General features: G+C 75.0%; 16 protein-coding genes. 6 read left to right on the top strand and 10 right to left on the bottom strand.

Annotated features, from left to right (window positions below; all coding sequences use genetic code 11):
* Positions 1–225 precede the first annotated feature (225 nt).
* Both ACGFZ2_RS22800 and ACGFZ2_RS22795 read left to right on the top strand, forming a co-directional pair.
* On the top strand, positions 226–4914 hold the full coding sequence (locus ACGFZ2_RS22800) for an NEW3 domain-containing protein (RefSeq protein ID WP_393456542.1): 4689 nt from the start codon (positions 226–228) through the stop codon (positions 4912–4914).
* Positions 4915–5007: 93 nt separating this feature from the next.
* A complete protein-coding gene (locus ACGFZ2_RS22795) occupies positions 5008–5829 on the top strand; it encodes an IclR family transcriptional regulator (RefSeq protein WP_393263710.1) in 822 nt (273 codons plus the stop codon).
* A gap of 38 nt (positions 5830–5867) precedes the next feature.
* Here the strand turns inward: ACGFZ2_RS22795 and ACGFZ2_RS22790 are convergent, their stop codons facing one another.
* The 6 genes from ACGFZ2_RS22790 to ACGFZ2_RS22765 form a co-directional block, all read right to left on the bottom strand.
* Complete coding sequence (locus tag ACGFZ2_RS22790; RefSeq protein WP_393456539.1) at positions 5868–6500, bottom strand: YesL family protein; 633 nt, start codon at positions 6498–6500, stop codon at positions 5868–5870.
* Positions 6497–7225 (bottom strand): SDR family NAD(P)-dependent oxidoreductase, encoded by a 729-nt coding sequence (locus tag ACGFZ2_RS22785; protein WP_393456536.1) that lies wholly within the window; start codon positions 7223–7225, stop codon positions 6497–6499. Before ACGFZ2_RS22785 ends, ACGFZ2_RS22790 begins: the two co-directional genes overlap by 4 nt.
* On the bottom strand, positions 7222–8361 hold the full coding sequence (locus ACGFZ2_RS22780; RefSeq protein ID WP_393456533.1) for a mandelate racemase/muconate lactonizing enzyme family protein: 1140 nt from the start codon (positions 8359–8361) through the stop codon (positions 7222–7224). Before ACGFZ2_RS22780 ends, ACGFZ2_RS22785 begins: the two co-directional genes overlap by 4 nt.
* A gap of 13 nt (positions 8362–8374) precedes the next feature.
* The gene (locus ACGFZ2_RS22775) at positions 8375–9292 is read right to left on the bottom strand and encodes a dihydrodipicolinate synthase family protein (RefSeq protein ID WP_393456530.1); all 918 of its coding nucleotides are present in this window, start codon (positions 9290–9292) and stop codon (positions 8375–8377) included.
* Positions 9289–10464, bottom strand: a complete 1176-nt coding sequence (locus ACGFZ2_RS22770; protein WP_393456528.1) for a mandelate racemase/muconate lactonizing enzyme family protein — start codon at positions 10462–10464, stop codon at positions 9289–9291. The genes ACGFZ2_RS22775 and ACGFZ2_RS22770 overlap by 4 nt, the downstream gene beginning before the upstream one ends.
* A gap of 70 nt (positions 10465–10534) precedes the next feature.
* Entirely contained in the window at positions 10535–11578 is a 1044-nt protein-coding gene (locus tag ACGFZ2_RS22765) for a sugar kinase (protein ID WP_393456526.1), read from the bottom strand.
* Positions 11579–11688: 110 nt separating this feature from the next.
* Between ACGFZ2_RS22765 and ACGFZ2_RS22760 the strand changes: the two genes are divergently transcribed.
* On the top strand, positions 11689–12345 hold the full coding sequence (locus ACGFZ2_RS22760) for a bifunctional 4-hydroxy-2-oxoglutarate aldolase/2-dehydro-3-deoxy-phosphogluconate aldolase (protein ID WP_393263722.1): 657 nt from the start codon (positions 11689–11691) through the stop codon (positions 12343–12345).
* Between the two features lie 22 nt (positions 12346–12367).
* On the opposite strand, the gene ACGFZ2_RS22755 is transcribed toward ACGFZ2_RS22760, so the two are convergent.
* Positions 12368–12844 carry a cyclic nucleotide-binding domain-containing protein gene (locus ACGFZ2_RS22755; protein WP_350708868.1) on the bottom strand — a complete coding sequence of 159 codons (477 nt, stop codon included), beginning with the start codon at positions 12842–12844 and terminating at the stop codon, positions 12368–12370.
* A gap of 257 nt (positions 12845–13101) precedes the next feature.
* Between ACGFZ2_RS22755 and ACGFZ2_RS22750 the strand changes: the two genes are divergently transcribed.
* From ACGFZ2_RS22750 to ACGFZ2_RS22740, 3 genes are all read left to right on the top strand, one after another.
* Positions 13102–15795 (top strand): cation-translocating P-type ATPase, encoded by a 2694-nt coding sequence (locus ACGFZ2_RS22750; protein ID WP_393456523.1) that lies wholly within the window; start codon positions 13102–13104, stop codon positions 15793–15795.
* 47 nt (positions 15796–15842) lie between these two features.
* Positions 15843–16739: a universal stress protein gene (locus ACGFZ2_RS22745; RefSeq protein ID WP_393456520.1), complete on the top strand. Its 897-nt coding sequence runs from the start codon at positions 15843–15845 to the stop codon at positions 16737–16739.
* A 231-nt stretch (positions 16740–16970) separates the two neighbouring features.
* Positions 16971–17852 (top strand): universal stress protein, encoded by an 882-nt coding sequence (locus tag ACGFZ2_RS22740; protein ID WP_393263728.1) that lies wholly within the window; start codon positions 16971–16973, stop codon positions 17850–17852.
* A 48-nt stretch (positions 17853–17900) separates the two neighbouring features.
* Here the strand turns inward: ACGFZ2_RS22740 and ACGFZ2_RS22735 are convergent, their stop codons facing one another.
* From ACGFZ2_RS22735 to ACGFZ2_RS22725, 3 genes are all read right to left on the bottom strand, one after another.
* A complete protein-coding gene (locus tag ACGFZ2_RS22735) occupies positions 17901–18524 on the bottom strand; it encodes an FMN reductase (protein WP_350686777.1) in 624 nt (207 codons plus the stop codon).
* A complete protein-coding gene (locus ACGFZ2_RS22730) occupies positions 18521–19624 on the bottom strand; it encodes an LLM class flavin-dependent oxidoreductase (RefSeq protein ID WP_393263730.1) in 1104 nt (367 codons plus the stop codon). Before ACGFZ2_RS22730 ends, ACGFZ2_RS22735 begins: the two co-directional genes overlap by 4 nt.
* Before the next feature lie 140 nt (positions 19625–19764).
* Complete coding sequence (locus ACGFZ2_RS22725) at positions 19765–20394, bottom strand: DNA-3-methyladenine glycosylase (protein ID WP_393263846.1); 630 nt, start codon at positions 20392–20394, stop codon at positions 19765–19767.
* Between the last annotated feature and the right edge of the window lie 63 nt (positions 20395–20457).

Here is a 20457-nt window from a genome sequence, read left to right as displayed (position 1 = left end):
GCTGCCCAGGACGAGGGCGCGGTCCGCCCGGCCGACACCGCGGCGACGTGCCGGATCCGCTCGACCTTCCGCCGGACGTCGCCGCCCTCGCGGCCGTCGCGCGACCACACCCGGACTCCCTCGGGCCAGGAGCGCTCCTGCAGGGGCTCCAAGGGGGCCGAGCATGCATACTCCCGCCAACAGACACCCTTGACACCGGAATTGATTGCATTAACTATCCATTTCATGGATGTGAAGCCCACAGTATCGAGGCGGCATCGTTCTTTACTCACCCTCTTCCTCGTCCTCGCGGCCCTGGTGCTGCCCTCCGGGGCGGCCGTCGCGGCGCCGACCACCCAGGACCAGGCTCCGTTCGCCACCCCGTTGCGCGAGACCGACAAGCCCGACCTACGGATCCGGCAGGTGGCCACCATCGAGGGCGACCACCACCGGATGATCTTCCACCACGCCACCTGGCGCGGCGGGCAGACGTACCTGCGGGACATCCGGGTCCGCACCCCCGGCGGCTGGCTGCCCGTCACCGACACCGAGCGACGCTTCGACGAGCAGTGGCTCGTGCTCAGCGGAGCCGACGGCACCCCGACCGACTACTACAGCTCCATGAACCCCGGCTGGGTCGGCTTCACCGGACTCCGCACCGTCGACAGTCGCACCGTCGAGCTGCGGACCGGGGCGCCCGGGGCGTACGAACTGAACGTCCGCTGGTCGGTCGCGGGCGACAACCCCGAGGCGTCGTGGACCCTGACCGCCCGCCGCGCCGACAACTTCGTCGTCGGCTACCAGTCCCTCGACGTCACCTCCTTCGGCGACGTCGACGAGGTGCTCTGCGGCAGCCGTCAGCATGCCCGGGTCGTCTACGGCGCGGAGGCGCTCAGCGCGTGGGAGCTGATGACCCCGGCCTGCCTGATGGAACGCACCGTCGCCGGGCAGCAGGTGACCAGCGGGGTCTACGCACCGGCCGAGGTGATCCCCTTCGAGCACCAGCGCGAGGCCGGCGCGGACGGGCAACCGTTCGGGATGAGCCTGCGCAACGAGAACGGCGGCATCCAGCCGGTCGCCTTCGCGCCGCAGGTCGGCCGGCTCTCGCCACTTGAGACCGGGCAGCAGCACCGGTTCACGTTCGGCGTCTACGCTCGGCCCACGACGATGTACCAGGCGTACACGCAGTTGACGCGCGACGAGTACGACTACTCCGCCTACCGGCGCAACATCTACGACACCTCGCTGACCGAGACGGTGCACAACCTGGTCGACCTGACCATGCGGGACACCGAGGCCGACGACAGCGAGACCTACCAGCGTTCCCTGTCGGGCTGGTGGGACCGGGCGAAGGGCTTCGTGGACACGGAGAACGACCGGGCGGTGCGCACCGCCACCAGCGGCGTCCTGCTCGGCGCCTACTACCTGACCGGTGACCGGGAGCTCTACGACAAACGGGCGCGACCGTCACTGGAGTACCAGGTGTCCCGTAACGGGATCGGCTGGACCCCGATCAAGCAGAACCCGGTGTACGGCGACACCAACGCCTGGCGCGTCGGCAGCGTGGCCGGGGATGCCTCCACCCTCGTGCCGCTCTACCAGCAGACCCGCGGCCAGGTGGCCGGCCTGCACGAACTGGCCCTGAAGTCGATCGAGGAGCGCGTCCGCAAGGACAGCCGGACGCCGGTCAGCACCCCGCTCGCGGCGTGGCGACTCACCGGCAACCCGGCGTACCTGGCCGAGGCGAAGGCCGAGGCGGACCGCTACATCACCGCCCAGATCGACCCGCCGTACACGACGAACGTCGCCGAGAACGGCTTCCAGTTCAACTACTCCAAGGGCTGGATCGAGTTGCTGGAACTGTACGAGGAGACCGGCGACAAGCGTTACCTGAACGCCGCCTACACCGAGGCGAAGCGGTTCGTCACGCAGACGATGGTGCGCCCGGTGCCCGAGGGCACCATCACCGTCAACGCCGACGGCTGGATCGACGCGCAGGTGGACCGCTGGAACCCCGCCGTGACCTACGACTACCCGAAGAAGGACGTGCCGGCCGAGGAGGTGCCGGCCTGGATGGTCTCCACCAACGGCATGACCTTCGAACAGCTCAGCACCTACAAGATCGCAGCGGGTCGGGAGAACCCCGGCGGCGGCCTGGTGATGAACCCGATCTGGGCGCCGTTCCTGCTGCGGCTCGCCGCGCACACCGACGACCGGCTGCTCGCCGACGTGGCGCACAACCTCGTCGTCGGCCGCTTCACCAACTACCCCGGCTACTACTACCGTGAGTTCACCGCGGCCCAGATGCGCCCGGACTTCCCGCTGACCGGCCCCGCCGGACTCACCTCCATCTACTACCACCACATCCCGGCACAGCTCGGGCTGGCCATGGACTACCTGATCTCCGAGCAGACGTACCGTTCGCGCGGCAAGATCAGCTTCCCGGCCGTGTTCGAGACCAACTACGTCTACTTCAAGTCCCACGTCTACGGCCACCAGCCCGGCACGTTCTACGGTGAGGACGGCGTCTGGCCGTACCTGCCGAAGGGCATCGTCGACGTCGCCGACCCGCAGCTCAACTGGGTCACCGGGCACGGCAACAAGAGCCTCTACCTCAGCCTGACCAACGAGGCGACGGGCACCTCCCGCAGCGTCGTGCGCTTCGACCCGAAGGTCAGCGGGGTGCGGCCGGACCGGGCGTACAAGGTCGAGGTGATCCGGGACAACGGCTCCCGGACCGTCACCACGATGCACGGGGCGACCCTGCCGGTCACCGTCTCCGGTCGGGGCATCACCGCGCTGGTCGTCCGCGACGTATCGGTGCCGGACGTCGCCCACCAGGTCGGCGGCGGGCAGCCCGACGCCGGACCGGACAGCTACCACTTCGACGACGCGAGCCCGATCGGGACCGCACGGGGGATGCTGCTCCCCCGGCCGGACGGCACCGGCTACGACGCCTACCTGCAGGCGGCGACCGAGGCGCCGACGACCCTGCACTGGTCGACCGACGGCGGCGCCACCTGGCACGAGCAGGCCGACCGGATCTACCCGAACGAGTGGACGATCCCGGTCGAGGACCTCGACACGCCATTCACCTATCGGATCAGCACCGCCGCGGCGGGGACCGACGAGGCGACGCTGCGCCTGCCGCCCGCGGTGACCGGCCGCTGCACGGCCGCGGCGCCGGTCTGCGGCGCGGTGACCCCCGCCTCGCCCGACACCACGCCCGGCGACACCGTGGGGCTCACGGTGACCGTCCGAAACGACGGTTCCGCCGCCCTCCCGGACCCGGTCGTCGCGCTGGACCTGCCGGCCGGCTGGTCGGCCCGGCCGACGGGGGCGCAGCCATCCACCGTGCCGGCCGGGGCCACGACGACCTGGCGCTACGAACTCTCCGCCCCGCCCGACGCCGCCGGCACCGTGGCGCTCAAGGGGACGGTGAGGTGGAGCGGCGGCGAGGTGACGCTCGCGGCCGGACGGCTCACCGTCCGGCCGCCGACCAGGGTGAGTGCCCTCGTCGCGGCACCGGCGGAACTGGCCGAGCCGGGTGACGCGACCACGGTCACCGCCAGCGTGCTCAACGTCGGCCCGGCCACCGCCCGGGGCACGCTGCGCCTGACGCCGCCGGCCGGCTGGACGATCTCGCCGGCGAGCGTGTCGTACGAGGTCGCCGCCCGCGGGGAACGCGCGTACACCTTCACCCTCACCTCACCGTCCAGCGCGGAACGCGACCGGGCGTACCAGGTGACCGCGGCGATCGACGGCGGCGCCGCGACCACGGCGCAGGTACGGATCGCCAGCGAGGACGTCATCGTCACCACGCAGGACATCCGTCCCCGGTACACGGAGACCGGTGAGTGGCTCGCCAGCGGCCTGGCCGGATACAAGGGGCTCCCGTCGCGCTTCAGCGCGGAGGGCAAGCTCGGCGGCACCGCCACCTGGCGGCCGGCCCTGACCGAGGCCGGGTGGTACGAGGTCGCCGTCTGGTACCCGTCCAACGCCGACACCACCAGGGAGGCCGACTACCTGGTGCGGCACCGCGACGGGGAGACGCCGGTGCGGGTCGACCAGCAGCAGGACGCGCGCACCTGGCGGGTCCTCGGGACCTTCCCGTTCGCCGCCGGCGAGGACGGGTTCGTCCGGATCACCGTCGACGACCCGGCCTTCCACCGGGTCAGCGCCGTCCGGTTCCGCCCGGTGGATCCGGCCGTGGTGCAGCCCCGGATCACCGGGCTCTCCGCCGACGCGGTGGCGGCACCGGGGGGCAGCACCACGGTCACGGCCACCATCACCGCGACCGCGATGGCAGGCGCGAGCGGCTGCGCCGCCCTCGGCCTGCCGGAGGGTTGGACCAGCACCCCGGCGTCCATCCCGGTCGCGCTGGCACCGAACGCCGCACAACAGGTGAACTTCACGATCACGGCTCCGCCCGGCGCGAGGGTCGGCGCGCTGCACGAGGTGGCCCTGCACGTGGCCGGGGCGGTCGGGCGGACGGCGGTACCCGTCGGGACGCCGGACCCGGCGGCGGCGGTCGTCGTCGACGACGGCCAGGACGGCTACACCGAAACGGGCGGCTGGACCGCCAGCACGCTCAAGGGGTACGCCGACAGCACCACCCGCGTCGCCGGCGGCGGCACGGGCGCCGTCGCCACCTGGCGGCCCACGCTGTCGGCCGGCGCCTACCGGGTCAGCGTGTGGTATCCGACGAACTCCACCACCACCACCGCGGCCACCTACCGGGTGGCGCACACCGCCGGCACCGACGCCCGGACAGTCGACCAGACCAAGGACGCCGGGCAGTGGCGGGTGCTGGGCGCGTGGCACCTCGACCCGGCGACCGCCACGGTGAGCCTGTCGGCGCAGCAGGTCGGCCATCACAGGGCCGACGCCGTCCGGTTCGAACCGGTCGTCCCGGCGCGGACGCCCGGCTGCTGACCAGGGTGCGGGCCGCCGGTCGTGACGGTCGGCGGCCCGCACGCCACGCGATGTATGATCCGTAATCTGGATTACACTCCTACGCTTTGAGGGATGGGCAGAATGCCACGCTCCACCACCCGCGAGGTCGGCGGCGGCACGCAGAGTGTCGAGCGCGCGCTGTCGCTGCTGTGCGCGTTCACCGAGGAGCACCCGGAGCGGCGCGTCTCCGAACTGGTCCAGCTCACCGGGCTGGGCCAGTCGACGGTCTCCCGGCTGGTCGGGACGCTGGAGGCGCTCGGGTTCGTCACCCACGACCAGCGCAGCGGGCTCTACCGGATCGGGCCGACGGTGGTGGGGCTGGCGGGCGTCGCGCTCAACCAGTCGGCGGTGCACCGCCAGTCCCGGCAGATCACCCAGGACCTCGCCGGCGAGTTGGGTCTCGGTGCGAACATCGCCGAGCGCCACGGCAGCGAGCTGTTCTACCTCTGCAACTTCGAAGGCCGGCTCGCCCCCCGCTCGTTCACCCTGGTCGGCCGCCGGGCCCCGCTGCACGCGACCGCCCTGGGCAAGGCGCTCCTGTCGGACCTCACCGCCGAGGAGATCGAGTCCCTGATCGGGACGCGCTATCCGGCGTACACCCCGAAGACCGTCGCCGACCTCGACGGGCTGCTCGCCGCGATCGGCGAGGGGCGACGGCGCGGCTACGCCACCGAACTGGAGGAACTTGCCTTCGGCCGGGCCTGCCTGGCCGCGCCGATTCGGGACCGCTCGGGCAAGGCCGTGGCGGCCCTGTCGGTCTCCGGCCCGCTCTCGGCGATGGACCTACCGAGGCGCCAGGACGAACTGGCCATGAAGGTCATCGAACAGGCCGACCAGATCTCCACCGGACTCGGCTACCACGCCAGCGCCGCCCCGCTCTCCGCCGTCGTCTGACGGCGGGAGCCCGTCCACACGGCGACGGTGGAACCCTCTCACCGGGGTTCGGCGCCGCCGACGGCCGGCGGCAACGAGGCGAAGCCTCGCGCGGCGACCAGGGCGACCAGCGCCGCCGGGGCGCTGGGCAGGAAGAAGGGGATGGCGACGGGTACGGCGACGAGCATCGCCAGGACCAGCAACGCCACCGTCGCACCCAGGCCGAGCGTCCACAGCGGAGTGCGCGCCGCCGTCAGGGCGGCGAGCCGCCAGGCGGTGGTGGCCGGCACGTCGAAGTGCGCCAGCACCGGGGGCAGGTACGCCAGCACCACCAGATACACCAGCCCGAGCACGGCCACCGCGCCGGCGAGCGGCGTGCCCCGCACGGCGAACAGATAGAACACGAACACCCACACGGTCAGCAGCGGCAGGCCCAGCCGGACCTGCGAGCGCCCGAACTCCGCCCGCCAGTGCCGCCAGAAGTCGCGCCACAGCCGCGGATGCCCGCCCCGCTGGTAGTCCCGCAACAACGCGAAGAGCGCCACGGTGGCCGGTGACAGGCCGGCGACCACCCCGCCGGCGAGCACCCCGGCCAGCCACAGCAGGTTCAGCCCGGCCAGCCTCGGCGGCCAGTCGAGCAGCCGGTAGAGGCGGGCGTACCGCCCGCCGACCGGCACGGGCGGAGTGGTCACGGCGCCAACTCGGCCAGGCGCTGCCGCAGGTCGGCCCGGGCGTAGGCGGCGGGCGACGCGATCGACAGTCCGCCGTCGACCGGCAGCACCACCCCGGTGATGCCGCTGGCGGCGTCGGAGGCGAGGAAGTGCACCGCCGCGGCGACCTCCTCGGGGCGCAGCGTCCGCCCGATCGGGTAACCCCCGGCGGCGTCGGGCAGCCACTCGGCACCGACGATGCCCGGCGCCACCGCGTTGACCCGGATCCCACGGGCGCCGTAGTCCAGCGCGACCTGGCGCACCAGGGCCTCCACCGCGCCCTTGGCCGCGGCGTAGGCGGCCACCCAGGGGGCGGCCAGGAACGCGTTCACCGAGGAGACGGCGACCACCGCCCCGCCGGCCGGCAGCAGCGGCAACGCCGCGCGCAGCGGGAAGAAGAGCGTGTCCAGGCAGCCCGTCAGGGCGGCCCGCCACTGCTCGTCGCTGGTGCGGTGGGCCGGCGCGACGGGCATCGCCCCGGCGGCGGCGACCAGCACGTCCAGCCCACCCAACCGCTCCCGCGCCGCCTCGACGGCGGCGGCGGCCCCGTCGGCGGTGGAACAGTCGCCGGTGAGGTCGGCGACCAGGCTCGGTTCGCCCGCCGGCTCCAGGCCGTAGCCGACGACCCGGTCACCGGCGGCGGCGAAGCGCGCCGCGATGGCCCGGCCGATCGGGGTCGACGCGCCGACCAGCAGTACGCGCCTCACCGCGAGCCCCACGTGCTGTGTCGGGCGACCGCCTCGGCGTCCACCGAGACCCCCAGCCCGGGGCCGGTGGGCAGTGGGATCGCGGTCGGCGTCGGCTCGATCGGCACGGTGAGGATGTCGTTGACCCGGTCGAAGAGGGTCGGGTGCCACTCGAAGGCGACCAGGTTCACGCAGGCGGCGGCGACGTGCAGACCCGCGGCGAGGGCCAGCCCGAGCCCGGCCGAGTGGTGCGGGGCCACCGGCAGGTGGTGGGTCTCGGCGTACTGGGCGATCGCCAGCCCCTCGGTGATCCCGGTCCGTCCGATGTCCGGTTGCAGCAGGCCCGCGGCCCGGGCCGTCACGAACGGCTGGAACTCCCAGCGGTGCCGCAGGCTCTCCCCCAGCGCCACCGGCACGTCGACGCGGGCGGCCAGGTCGGCGTGGCCGGCGACGTCCTCGAAGGCCAGTGGCATCTCCAGGAACCAGCCGTCCCGGTCGGCCAGGCCACGGCCGAGCCGGACCGCGTCGGCCAGGCCGTAGACACCGTGGACGTCCACGGCGACCTGCAGGTCGGGGTGGACCTGGCGCAGCGCCGCCACGGTCGCCAGGTCGGCGTCCACGCCGTACCCGAGACCGAGCTTGACCCGCCGGACCCCCTGCCCGACCCAGTCCCGGGCCTGCGCGACCCGGTCGGCGTCGGTGCGGCCGGGCAGCCCGGAGACGTACGTCGGAACCGCGTCGTGGAACGCGCCACCGAGCAGCTCGACGACGGGGCGGCCGGCCAGCTTGCCGGCGAGGTCCCACAACGCGATGTCCACGGCCGCGATCGCGTCGGCCTGGTGGCCGCCGAGGTGCCCCCGCTCGCGCATCAGCTCGCCGAGCCGGTGCCGCAGCGGGCGCACCCGACGCGGATCCGCGCCGAGCAGCACCGGCGCCAGGAGCCGGCGGACGATCTCGCCGGGCACCTCGGGGGCGACCGGGGCGAGTGCCTCCCCCCAGCCGGTCGTGCCGTCGTCGGCGGTCAGCCGGACCACGAGGGTCTCCCGCTGGTTGCCGTAGACGCTGGGCCAGGGCGGTCGCGTGGCGTAGGCGCGGGGCGCGCCGTCCGGGCGGCCCAGCGCCAGGGGGTAGACGTCCACCGAAACGATCTTCGTCATGGCGATCAGCCTCTCACGGCCGCCAGGCCGGTAGCGGGGCGTGCCGCAGTATCGCGTCGAGCGCGGCGCGGCTGCCGGCGTCCAGCGGCACGGCGGGGTCGCGCACGAAGGCGGACTCGATGATGCCCCGGCGCACCAGCACCTCCTTGTGCACCGCCCAGGCCAGGCGGGGCTGCATGCCGAAGCGGACCAGCGGCAGCAGCCTGTTGAACGCGGCGTGGGCCACCTCCTGCCGGCCGGCCCGCCAGTCGGCCAGGATCGGCGCGAGCACGTCGGTGAACTCGCAGGCCGGCATCGTGCCGACGGCGCCGCGGGCGTACTCCTCGAGCACGAAGAAGGCGTTCTGGCCGCCGAGCACGTCGAACTCGCCGTCGGTCGCGGTCACCACCTCCCCCACCTTCGGCGCGGTGGGCGGGGTCTCCACCTTCACCGACTCGACGCCGGGCAGCTTGCTCAGCTCCACGACCAGGGCGACCGGCATCGTCACTCCGGTCGCCGCCGGCGCGTCCTGCACCATCACGTGCAACCCGCTCGCCTCGGCGACCCCGCCATAGAAGTCGACGAGTTGCCCGCCCGCGGGCTTGGCCAGGTACGGGGGCAGGACCATCAGGGCGTCCGCACCCCCGTCCCGCGCCGCCAACGCCAGTTCGACGGCGGTGGCCGTGCTGGTGCCGTTGATCCCGGCGACCAGCGGCACGTCCGGGCCGGCGACCGCCCGGGTCTCGGTCAGGATCGTGGCCCGCTCGGCAGCGGTGAGCGCGAACCCTTCGCTGGCCATGCCGAAGACGGCGAGCCCGTCCGCGCCGGCCGCGAGTTGGAACTCCACCAGCCGGCGCAGGCCCGGCACGTCCAGTGCGCCGGCGTCGTCGAACGGGGTGGCGAGGATGGGGACCAGCCCGCGTACGCGGGCCCGGGGCTCGAGGGTGCTCAACTTTCCTCCGCGAGGGCGCTGACAGTGGAAACGTCCACCTCGACGCCGAGACCGGGTCCGGCCGGTACGGCGAACCCGTCCGGCCCGCCCGGCAGCGGTGCGGTGAGGATCCGCTGCCCGACGTCGGTCGTGGTGGGTTGGTACTCGAAACAGCTGAGGTTCTCCGCGGCGGCGCTGACGTGCAGGCCGGCGGCGAGCGCGACACCGAGCCCCACCGAGTGGTGCGGCGCGGTCGGTACGTGGTGCGCCGCGGCCAGCTCGGCGATCGCCATCGCCTCGGTGATGCCGGTGCGGGCGACGTCCGGCTGGACCAGGCCGACGGCCCGCTCCCGCAGCCAGGGCAGGAACTCGTACCGGTGACGCATCGCCTCGCCGACGGCGACCGGCAGGTCCGTGCGGCGGGCGAGGTCGGCGTGGCCGGCCAGGTCCTCCGGCGCCAGGGGCGCCTCCAGGAACTCGACCCCGCCGATGGCGGTCAGTCCGCGCGCCAACCGGATCGCGGCGGCCAGGTCGTACGTCCAGTGCGCGTCCACCGCGAACCGCACCTGCGGCGCGGCGGCCCGCACCGCCGCCACGCTGGCCAGGTCGGCCGCCACCCCCTTGCCGAGGTGCAGCTTGATCCACTCGACGCCCTTCGCCGCCCACTCGGCGGCCAGCGCCGCTCGGCCCGGGTCGTCCCGCTTGGGCAGCCCGGAGACGTACGTCGGGACGTGCTCGCGGAACGCGCCGCCGAGCAGCTCGTGCACGGGCAGCCCGGCCAGCCGCCCCGTCAGGTCCCAGAGCGCGATGTCGACGGCGGCGAGCGCGTCGCCCTGGTGCCCGCCGAGGTGTCCCCGCTCCCGCATCAGATCGCGCAGCCGCGCGCTGAGCGGTCGCACCCGTCGCGGGTCGGCCCCGACGAGCGTCGGCGCCAGGAGCCGGCGCACCACCTCCGCGGGGACCTCCGGGGCGACCGGCGCGAGGGCCTCGCCCCAGCCGCTGACACCCGACTCGGTGGTGAGCCGGACCAGCAGCGTCTCGAAGCGGGGCGAGTAGAGGCTGCGCCACGGGGGGCGCACCGCGTACCCGGGAGGGTCCGGGTCGGAGGATTCGTCGGTGGGGCCGAGATACCGCTCGGGGTTCGGGAGTTTGAGGACGAAACAGTCCACCGCTGCGATCCGTGGCCGAGTCATCGCCACTCCACCCCTCACCCTTGTCTGCCACATTACGGAAGTAGATTCCACACTACGGGTTGCATGTTCGTCAAACCCCCGTCCGGATGCTCGGAATGGTCGAGGCAAGGCCCGGCCCAGCGGCATCAGCCGCGAGCGTCCGGCGCAGCAGTTCGGCCGCGGCCATGCGGTCCGGAAGGCCGGCGGTGTCGCCGGCCCGGGCCACCACACCGGCGGCGAGGGCGCTGCCCAACCCGGCCGCGGCGGCCGGCGAGGCGCCGCGCAGCCGGCCGGCCAGGTAGCCGCCGGCGAAGGCGTCGCCGGCCCCGACCGGATCCACCACCGTGGTCGCCGCACTCGGCAGGTGCACCGGGGCTCCGGTCGGACCGGCGTGGTGGCAACCGTCCGCGCCGGCCTTGAGCACCGTCTCGCCGACGCCCGCGGCGGCCGCGGCGGCGAAGACCTCCTCCGCGTCGTCCGGGTCGCGTACGCCCAGGACCGGCCCGGCCTCGTCGGTGCCGAGCAGCAGGACATCCACGTACCGCAGCAGCGCCCGCACCGCACCGGCCTGCCGGTCGACGTCGCCGAGAGCGGGACGCAGGTTGGGGTCGAGCGCCACCGCGACGCCCCGACCCCGGGCGGGGTGCAGCACCGCCCCGACCGCCGCCCGGGGAGCCGCACCGAGGGCGAGGGTGATCCCCGAGACGGCGACGAGCCGCGGCCGGGCGGCGAGCAGCCTCGCCGCGTCGGACGCGTCGAGGTGCGCAGCCGCCGATCCGCCCCGGTAGTAGTAGACCCGTCGACGCCCGTCCGGCCGGACGTCCTTGAGGTACAGGCCGGTCGGGTGCCCCGGGTCGACGGTCACCAGCGAGGTGTCCACGCCGGCGGCCGCTGCCGCCGTGAGCACCCGGGTGCCGAGCGGGTCCGCGCCGACCCGGCTGCAGAAGGCCGCACGGACGCCGAGCCGTGCGGCGGCCGTGCAGAGGTTCAGTTCGGCTCCCGCGACGTGCACTTCGAGGGTCACGGTGTCGGCGAGCGGTTGGCCGGGTGGCGGCTGGAACAGGGCCATCGCCTCGCCCAACCCGACGATCTCCAGCCCGGGCGCCGAGGCCGAAGACTGATTCCCGGCGGCCACCGGGCCGCTGCGTTCCGAGGCCGCCCCAGCGGCACTATGGCTATCGTCATGCATAATGCGGGATACGTTGCCACATCCCGGGAGACGCTTCCAGAGAGAAGAGGATCGGCATGGCATCAGGGCACGAGACGCGGGACGCCATCCCTCTCGGCCGGGTGATCGCCATCATCCGGCTGTCCGAGCCCGACGCGGCGGTCCGCGCCGGCCGGGAGTTGGCCGAGGTGGGCCTGGACAGCGTCGAGGTCACGCTCACCACACCCCGGGCGCTCGACGCCGTCGCGACGCTCCGGGGGGAGTTGGCCGGCTCGTGCCGGGTCGGCGTCGGCAGCGTGCGTACCCCCGCCGAGGCGAGCGCGGCCACGGACGCCGGCGCGGAGTTCCTCGTCACGCCCACCACCCGGGCCGAGGTGCTCGCGCAGGCGAAGGCGGCCGGGACACCGGTGGTCTGCGGCGCGTTCACCCCGACCGAGGTCGACGTCGCCTGGTCGTCGGGTGCCGCCCTGGTCAAGCTCTTCCCGGCCGGCGTCGCCGGCCCGCCGTACGTCCGGGAGCTGCTCGCCCCGCTGCCCGACGTGCCTCTCGTACCGACCGGCGGCGTGACGCCGGACTCTGTGGCCGAGTGGGCGGCGGCCGGAGCGGTCGCCGTCGGTGCGGGCGGGGCCCTGGTCAACGCCGCCGAGGTCGCCGCCGGCGACTGGGCGGCGTTGCGGCGCCGCGCCCGGGCGTTCCTCGCCGCCGCCACGGCCGCGCACTGGCCCGACAGGTAGGGCGGCGGCCGTCGAAGGGTGATCAGGCGGCGGGCGGGGCGACCGCGGGGTAGCCGTACAGGTCGAGCAGCCGGCCCCGGGCCGCGTGCAGCCGGTCCACCACCACGCTCATGAAGCGGGTGGTGAGCTGCCGGCCGAGCGCGTCGTCGGACTCCATCAGCCGGCGCACCCCCGGGGCGGTGAACTCCACCGCCGTGCTGCGCTGCGCCGCCACCGCCCCGAACTGCCAGCGGTACGGCGGGAACAGCCACGACCAGCCGAGCACCCCGCCCGGACCGATCGTCTCGATCTCCACGTCGCCCCGGCCGGGCACCGGGAAGTCGAGCGCCACCTGGCCGGCGCGGACCAGCCAGAAACGCTCCGCCGGTTGATCGGCCCGGAACAGCCGGTGTCCGGGGTGCCACACCACCGGCCGGGCGTATCCGGCCAGCCGGGGCAGCCACGGCTCGGGCAGGCCGGCGAGGAACGGGTGCGCGCGGAGCACGTCGAGTGTCGTCATGCGGGTGCCCCTTTCGTCGGGAGGACGCGGCGGTGGCGCGGTCCCTGCGACGGTCGGTCGTCCTGCCTCCCAGTACACCGCGCCGTGTCCCTTGGCGACAGGGCCGTTGGTCCCGGCCCGCGCGGACGAACCGCCCTGGTCGGCCCGTCCCCGACGGAGCGAGGGTGGAACCGGGACGATGCGCCGGAACGGCGCCGCGGCAGGGCGGAGGGGTGACGTGGGAACGTCCGGGGAACGGCGAGGACGGGGGCCCAGCGGTGGCCGTTGACACCTCGACCAGGCCGGCGACCGGGCTCAGTTCGGCGGAGGCCGCCGCCCGCCTGCGGGCCGACGGCCCGAACGCGGCGGTCGCCCCGCCCCGCCGGCACCTGGCCACCCGGGTCCTGCACCAGCTCACCGACCCGCTGGTGGCGCTGCTGCTGGCCGCCGCCGTGGTCACCACCGTGCTGCGGGACTACCCGGACACCGCCGTGATCGTGCTGGTCGTGCTGGTGAACACCGCCATCGGCGTGGTGCAGGAGGTCCGCGCCGACCGGGCGATCGCCGCGCTGGACCAGCTCGCGGCGCCCACCGCCCGGGTCGTCCGCGACGGGCGGGACCTGGTCCTGCCCGCCGCCGACCTGGTCCGGGGCGACCTGGTGCGGGTCGAGGCCGGCGACGTGGTCCCCGCCGACCTGCTCCTGGCCGAGGCCGCCCGGCTGGCCCTCGACGAGTCGGCGCTGACCGGCGAGTCGGTGCCGGTGGGCCGGGCCGCCGGCGAGGAGGCCAGCGCGGGAACGGTGGTCACCACCGGGCGGGCCACCGGCACGGTGGTGCGCACCGGCGCCGCGAGCGCGCTCGGCCGGATCACGGCCCTGGTGGCGTCCACCCGGCCCGCCGCCACCCCGTTGCAGCGCCGTCTCGCCGGGCTCGGCCGGATCCTCGGCTTCGCCGCGGTGGTGCTCTCCGGGCTGGTGTTCGTCGTGGGCGTGGTCGGCGGGCGGCCGGTGGTCGACATGGCGGTCACCGCGGTGAGCCTCGTGGTGGCGGCCGTGCCCGAGTCGCTGCCGGCGGTCGTCACCCTCGCCCTGGCCCTCGGCGCCCGCCGGATGGCCGGGGCGCGGGCGATCCCCCGGCGGCTGCACGCGGTGGAGACGCTCGGCTCCGTCACCGTGATCGCCTCCGACAAGACCGGCACCCTCACCGAGGGCAGGATGGCGGTGCAGCACGCCGTCACGGCCGACGGCTCCCGCTACGGCGTCACCGGCACCGGCTACGCGCCCCGGGGGGCCGTGCACCACGGGGGCGAGCCGGTGGCCGTACCGGACGAGCTGCGCCGCCTGGCGCGGGCCGGGCTGCTCTGCAACGACGCCACGCTGGCGCCGCCCACCGACGAGCGGCCGGAGTGGGCCGCGGTGGGCGACCCGCTGGAGGCGGCGCTGGTCACGTTCGCCGCCCGCTGCGGGCTGGAGCCGGAGACCACCCGCGCCGCCTGGCCCCGGGTCGCCGAGCACCCCTTCGACCAGGAGCTGCGCCGGATGACCACGGTGCACCGCTCCTGCGACCGCCGGTACCTGGTGGTGTGCAAGGGCGCGCCGGAGAACGTGCTGGTCGCGCCGCTGCTCGACGCCTCCGCCGAGGAGATCGCCGAGCTGTCGGCCGCCGCGCACCGGCTGGCCGCCGAGGGGCTGCGGGTGCTCGCGGTCGCGTCCGCCGTGGCCGACGCGCCGCCGGCGGACCCCGCCCGGCCGACCGGGCTGCGGCCGGTCGGGCTGGTCGCCGTCGGCGACCCGCTGCGCGCGGGGGCGGCCGACATCGCCGGCAGCTTCGACGACGCCGGGGTCCGGCTGGTGCTGGTCACCGGCGACCACCCCGCGACCGCCGCGGCCATCGGCGGCCAGCTCGGGCTGTGGCGCGAGGGCGACCCGCTGGTACGCGGGGACGACGGCGACCCGGCGCGGGCGCACCCGCAGGCGCGGGTGTTCGCGCGTACGCAGCCGGACCAGAAGCTCGACATCATCGCCGGGCTGCAGTCCCAGGGCCACGTGGTGGCGATGACCGGCGACGGGGTGAACGACGCTCCGGCACTGCGCCGCGCCGACATCGGCGTGGCGATGGGCGGCGGCACGGAGGTCGCCCGGCAGGCCGCCGACCTGGTGCTCGTCGACGACGACCTGTCCACCGTGGCCGCGGCGATCGGCGAGGGCCGCCGCATCTACGACAACATCCGGCGGTTCCTGCGCTACGCCCTCTCCGGGGGCGTCGCCGAGATCGCGGTGATGCTGCTCGGGCCGCTGTTCGGGCTGGCCGTGCCGCTGCTGCCGGCCCAGATCCTCTGGGTGAACCTGCTCACCCACGGCGTGCCGGGTGTGGCGCTGGGCGCGGAGCCGGCGGAGCCGGGCACGCTGCGCCGGGCGCCCCGCTCCCCCTCCGAGTCGGTGCTCGGGGCCGGCCTGGGCCGGGACGTGCTGGTCACCGGCGCCCTGATCGCCGCCGTGGTGCTCGGCGCCGGCGTGGCCGCCGCGCACGCGGACCGGCCGTGGCAGTCGGTGGTCTTCGTGGTCCTCGGCCTGGCCCAGCTCGGGGTGGCGCTCGCGGTCCGGGCACCCCGGGCGGGCGGCGCCCGGCGTGGCAACCGCGCGCTGCCGGTCGCGGTGGCGGTCTCGGCGCTGCTCCAGATCGCCGGGGTGCTGCTGCCCCCGCTGCGGGAACTGCTCGGCACGGAGCCGCTCGGCGCGGTGGAGCTGCTGGCCTGCGCCGCTGTCAGCGTGCTGCCCGGGCTGGTGCTGCGGCTGGCCCGCCGACCGGTCGACCCCGCCACCGGGTCGTCGCGCACCGAGCCGCACGGCGCGGTCACACCAGCCGTGGTGGGCGGGCCCGGCCAGGGCACGCGGGCGGCGGGCGACCCGGCCGTGACCGTCGGAGCGGCGGATCGGGACCAAGGTCCCGACGGCCGGGACGGGCGCCTCTGACCGGTAGCGTTCGGGCAGAGCAGGATGAAGGTGAACAAGGAGGAATCATGACCAGCAACACCGGTGCCCCCGTCGTGGTGGGTGTGGACGGTTCGGCCGCCGCACTCGACGCGGTCCGGGCGGCGGCGCGGGAGGCGGCGCAGCGGCAGCGCCCGCTGCGCGTGGTGCACGCCTTCATCTGGCCGTTGACCCGCGTCCCGGTCGACCCGGTGCCGGGCGCGCCGACCGGTGCCGGCCTGCGCAACCAGGCCGAGCGGTACGTCGCCGAGGCGGTCGCCGAGGCCGGCAAGGCCGCCCCCGAGGTGGCGGTCACCGGCGCGGTGGTCGACGGCGCGGCGACCCCGGTCCTGCTCGACGAGTCCCGGGACGCCGCGCTGGTGGTGCTCGGGCACCGCGGTCTGGGCGGCTTCGCCGGGCTGCTGATCGGCTCGGTGACCGTGCAGGTCTCCGCCCACGCGCTGTGCCCGGTCCTCGTGGTGCGCGGCGAGCCGCGCGCCGACGGTCCGGTGGTGGTGGGCGTCGACGGCTCCGCGAACTCCACCGAGGCCGTCGCGTTCGCCTTCGAGGAGGCGTCCCGCCGGGGCGCCCCGCTGCTCGCGGTGCAGGCCTGGCTCTTCCCCTCACCGGTCGGTCCGGGCGACATCCTGCCCCTGGTGTACGACCTGGACGCCTACGCCGCGGAGGAGGAGCGCGTGCTCGCCGAGTCCGTCGCCGGCTTCGCCGAGCGCTACCCGGACGTGCCGGTGCGGCACCGGCTGGTCCGGGGCTCCCCGGCCCGGGTGCTGGTCGACGAGTCGAAGGCGGCCCAGCTGGTGGTCGTCGGGGCGCGCGGGCGGGGCCCACTGAGCGGGCTGCTGCTCGGCTCCGTCAGCCACGCCGTGCTGCACCACGCGCACTCCCCGCTGGCGATCGTGCGGCACCCGAAGCGGGCCGACGCGTCCTGACCTTCCCGGCCACCCCCCTTCCCGTCGCGTCGGCCGCTCCCCCGGCCGCCGCGACGGGACCCGGTGGAAGGCCGGTGCGCCGGCGCAGCGTCGACAGCCGACGCGCCGGGCCTCGCCGGGTGGCCGGCTGGCGCGGTGACAGGTCCGGTTCGGCGGGTGGCGCGTCGGGGAAATCCGGGTGCGCCGGTGGAGCCGCGTCGACAATGACCTGATCGACCTCTGGGAGAGCTGATGAATCGACCCGTCGTGGTGGGTGTGGACGGATCGCCGTCGAGCCTGGTGGCGGCGGAGCAGGCCGCCCGGGCCGCCGTGCTGCGGTCCCGCCCCCTGCACCTGGTGCACGGCTACCTGCATCCGCTCGGCTACGGCGTGCCGGTCAACCCGTACGACCTGGGGTTGCCGGCGCCGACCGAGCAGGGGCAGAAGATGCTGGAGCAGACGGCCGCCGACCTCGTGGAACGCTGGCCGGGGCTGGCCGTGGAGGTACGCCAGGTCGCCGGCGGGCCGGGCGCGACGCTCGTCGAGGAGTCCCGGCGGGCGGAGCTGGTGGTGGTGGGCAGCCGCGGCCTGGGCGGTTTCACGGGGCTGCTGCTCGGCTCGGTCGGTGCGCAGGTGGCCGCGCACGCACACTGCCCGGTGCTGGTGGTCCGCCCGGCCGAGGATCCGATCCCGGTCGACGGGCCGGTGCTGGTCGGGGTGGACGGCTCGGAGCCCGCCGAACTGGCCGTCGGGTACGCCGCCGACGAGGCGACCCGGCGCGGGGTCGGGCTGGTGCTGGCGCACGTCCGGCCGCCGGGCGGGGAGCACCGGGCGCCGGACGAGGTGGCCGGGACGCAGGCCGCCACGCACGCGGAGTCCGCCGAGCTGCTGGCCACCGCCGGGGCGGCGGTGCGCGGCAGCCACCCCGGGCTGGCCGTCGAGGAGCGGGTGCTCCGGGCGGAGAAGCCGGAGCAGGCGCTGATTGAGGCGAGCGGCGAGGCGGCGCTGGTGGTGGTCGGCTCGCGGGGCCGGGGCGGGTTCGCCGGGATGCTGCTCGGCTCGGTCAGCCAGGCCCTGGTGCAGCACGCGCACTGCCCGGTGCTGGTCGCCCACCCGTACGGCCACGCCCGCTGAGCCGGCGCGGACCCGCCGGCCCACGACGGGCCGGCGGGTCGGCGGCGGTCAGTGGTCCCGGCCCCCGAGCAGCTCCTCGAAGCTGGTGGTGAGGGCGAACGGGTCGGCGGGGCCGGCGGCCGGCGGGCGTCGGTGGATCTGGTCGGCCAGCTCGCCCCCGGCGCGGGCGATCCGCGCGCGCAGCGCACCGTCGGCGCCACCGTCGGACCAGTCCTCGGGCGCGGCGAAGACCGCCGTGGGCACCACGACCGACCGCAGGTAGGCGAACATCGGCCGCAGGGCGTGCTCCAGGGCGAGCGAGTGCCGGGCGGTGCCGCCGGTGGCGCCGACCAGCACCGGCCGGTCCGCCAGCGCGCCCGAGTCGACCAGGTCGAAGAAGGACTTGAACAGCCCGTTGTACGACGCGTTGAAGATCGGCGTGACGGCGATCAGCCCGTCCGCGCCGGTGACCGTGTCGAGCACCTCCCGCAGGGCGGGCGGCGGGAAGCCGGTGAGCAGGTGGTTGACGATGTCGTGGGCGTGCTCGCGCAGCTCGACGGGGCGCACGTCCACGTCGTCGCCCCGCCGGGCCAGCTCGTCGCGGGTGGCCGCGGCGAGCTGGTCGGCGAGCAGTCGCGTCGACGAGGGCTGACCGAGCCCGGCCGACACCACGGCGAGGGTGCGGCGGGTCATCGGCCGGCCTCCGTGCCCGCCCCGGCCTGCTCGGCGGCGGCCCGCAGCGACGCGTGCGTCGGCGCCTCGGGCACGTGCGCCGGGCGCAGCGAGTCGAACTCCTTGCGCAGCACCGGGACGACCTCCTCGCCGAGCAGGTCGAGCTGCTCCAACACGGTCTTCAGCGGCAGGCCGGCGTGGTCCATGAGGAACAGCTGGCGCTGGTAGTCGCCGACGTAGTCGCGGAAGCCCAGCGTACGGTCGATGACCTGCTGCGGGCTGCCCACGGTCAGCGGGGTCTGCGCGCTGAACTCCTCGAGCGACGGGCCGTGCCCGTAGACGGGGGCGTTGTCGAAGTACGGCCGGAACTCCCGCACGGCGTCCTGCGAGTTGCGCCGCATGAACACCTGCCCGCCCAGCCCGACGATGGCCTGGTCGGCGGAGCCGTGGCCGTAGTGCGCGAACCGCTCCCGGTAGAGCCCGACCATCCGCTGGGTGTGCTCCTTCGGCCAGAAGATGTGGTTGGCGAAGAAGCCGTCGCCGTAGTAGGCCGCCTGCTCGGCGATCTCGGGGCTGCGGATCGAGCCGTGCCAGACGAACGGCGGCACGCCGTCGAGCGGGCGCGGCGTCGAGGTGAACGACTGCAGCGGGGTGCGGAAGCGGCCCTTCCAGTCGACCACGTCCTCGCGCCAGAGCCGGCGCAGCAGGTCGTAGTTCTCGATGGCGAGCGGGATGCCGTTGCGGATGTCCTGGCCGAACCACGGGTAGACGGGCCCGGTGTTGCCGCGCCCCATCATCAGGTCCACCCGGCCGTCGGCGAGATGCTGGAGCATCGCGTAGTCCTCGGCGATCTTCACCGGGTCGTTGGTGGTGATCAGCGTGGTCGAGGTGGACAGCAGCAGGCGCTCGGTGCGGGCCGCGATGTGTCCCAGCATGGTGGTGGGCGACGACGGCACGAACGGCGGGTTGTGGTGCTCGCCGGTGGCGAAGACGTCCAGGCCGACCTCCTCGGCCTTCAGCGCGATGGTGACCATCGCCTTGATCCGCTCATGCTCGGTCGGCTCGCGACCGTTGGTCGGGTCGACCGTGACGTCGCCGACGGTGAAGACTCCGAACTGCATGACCAGCTCCTCGCGTTGTCCGGCCGGGGCCGGTGCGTTCCCGTTTCGCACCGCACAACATATTTGACGAGTCAACTATTCCACGCGCGGAGGCGACCGTGGTGGGCGCCGTCACGCCGGCAGGCGGGGCGAGCGGAGGCTCAGCGGCTGCGCGGGACGTGCCGGCGGTAGGCGCTCACCGTGGGGTCACCGGCGATCCAGAACCGCCAGGGGACGTCGTGTGCCCCCGTCACGCCCACCCTGGGGCCGGCGGCCACCGAGTCCGCCGGCACCGGCCGGTCGGCCGGACGCAGCCGGACGGGGCCGTCGCCGAGCAGGTAGCGGCCGTAGACGCCCTTGTCGATGCCCAGCGCCGCGCAGAGCCGGGCGGGCCCCCGCGCGAGGTCGACGTCCCGGCGTACGGCGGTGCGCCGGGCCCGGGCGACGTCGAGCCCGTCGACCACCTCGCCGGCGCGCAGCAGCACGGCCGACGCCTCCCCGTCCGGCCCGGTGACCACGTTCATGCACCAGTGCATGCCGTAGGTGAAGTAGACGTAGGCGTGCCCGGCCGGCCCGAACATCACCGCGTTGCGCGGGGTGCGGCCCCGGTGGGCGTGCGACGCGGGGTCGCCGGCCGTGCCGGCGTACGCCTCGACCTCGGTGATCCGGACGGTGACGCCGCCAGCGGCGAGCAGGCAGCCGAGCAGGCCGCGCGCGGCCGGCACCACGGGCCCGGAGAGCAGGTCGGCCAGCCCCGCGAGGTCGGCGGGACGGCGGTCGGAGGACGCCACCACGGACCCGACCCTATCCGGCCCCGGCACCGCCTCGTTCCGACGCTCGGCGGCTCGGCATTT

It is taken from the genome of Micromonospora sp. NPDC048063, assembly GCF_043202855.1.
Taxonomy (GTDB): Bacteria; Actinomycetota; Actinomycetes; order Mycobacteriales; family Micromonosporaceae; genus Micromonospora.
This window is presented reverse-complemented; position numbering and strand designations above follow the sequence as displayed.

Excerpts from the sequence above, each read along its gene's own strand:
- ACGFZ2_RS22800 (WP_393456542.1), top strand. The coding sequence starts at position 226 with ATGGATGTGAAGCCCACAGTATCGAGGCGGCATCGTTCTTTACTCACC.
- ACGFZ2_RS22795 (WP_393263710.1), top strand. The coding sequence starts at position 5,008 with ATGGGCAGAATGCCACGCTCCACCACCCGCGAGGTCGGCGGCGGCACG.
- ACGFZ2_RS22780 (WP_393456533.1), bottom strand. The coding sequence starts at position 8,361 with ATGACGAAGATCGTTTCGGTGGACGTCTACCCCCTGGCGCTGGGCCGC.
- ACGFZ2_RS22770 (WP_393456528.1), bottom strand. The coding sequence starts at position 10,464 with ATGACTCGGCCACGGATCGCAGCGGTGGACTGTTTCGTCCTCAAACTC.
- ACGFZ2_RS22760 (WP_393263722.1), top strand. The coding sequence starts at position 11,689 with ATGGCATCAGGGCACGAGACGCGGGACGCCATCCCTCTCGGCCGGGTG.
- ACGFZ2_RS22755 (WP_350708868.1), bottom strand. The coding sequence starts at position 12,844 with ATGACGACACTCGACGTGCTCCGCGCGCACCCGTTCCTCGCCGGCCTG.
- ACGFZ2_RS22745 (WP_393456520.1), top strand. The coding sequence starts at position 15,843 with ATGACCAGCAACACCGGTGCCCCCGTCGTGGTGGGTGTGGACGGTTCG.
- ACGFZ2_RS22740 (WP_393263728.1), top strand. The coding sequence starts at position 16,971 with ATGAATCGACCCGTCGTGGTGGGTGTGGACGGATCGCCGTCGAGCCTG.
- ACGFZ2_RS22735 (WP_350686777.1), bottom strand. The coding sequence starts at position 18,524 with ATGACCCGCCGCACCCTCGCCGTGGTGTCGGCCGGGCTCGGTCAGCCC.
- ACGFZ2_RS22730 (WP_393263730.1), bottom strand. The coding sequence starts at position 19,624 with ATGCAGTTCGGAGTCTTCACCGTCGGCGACGTCACGGTCGACCCGACC.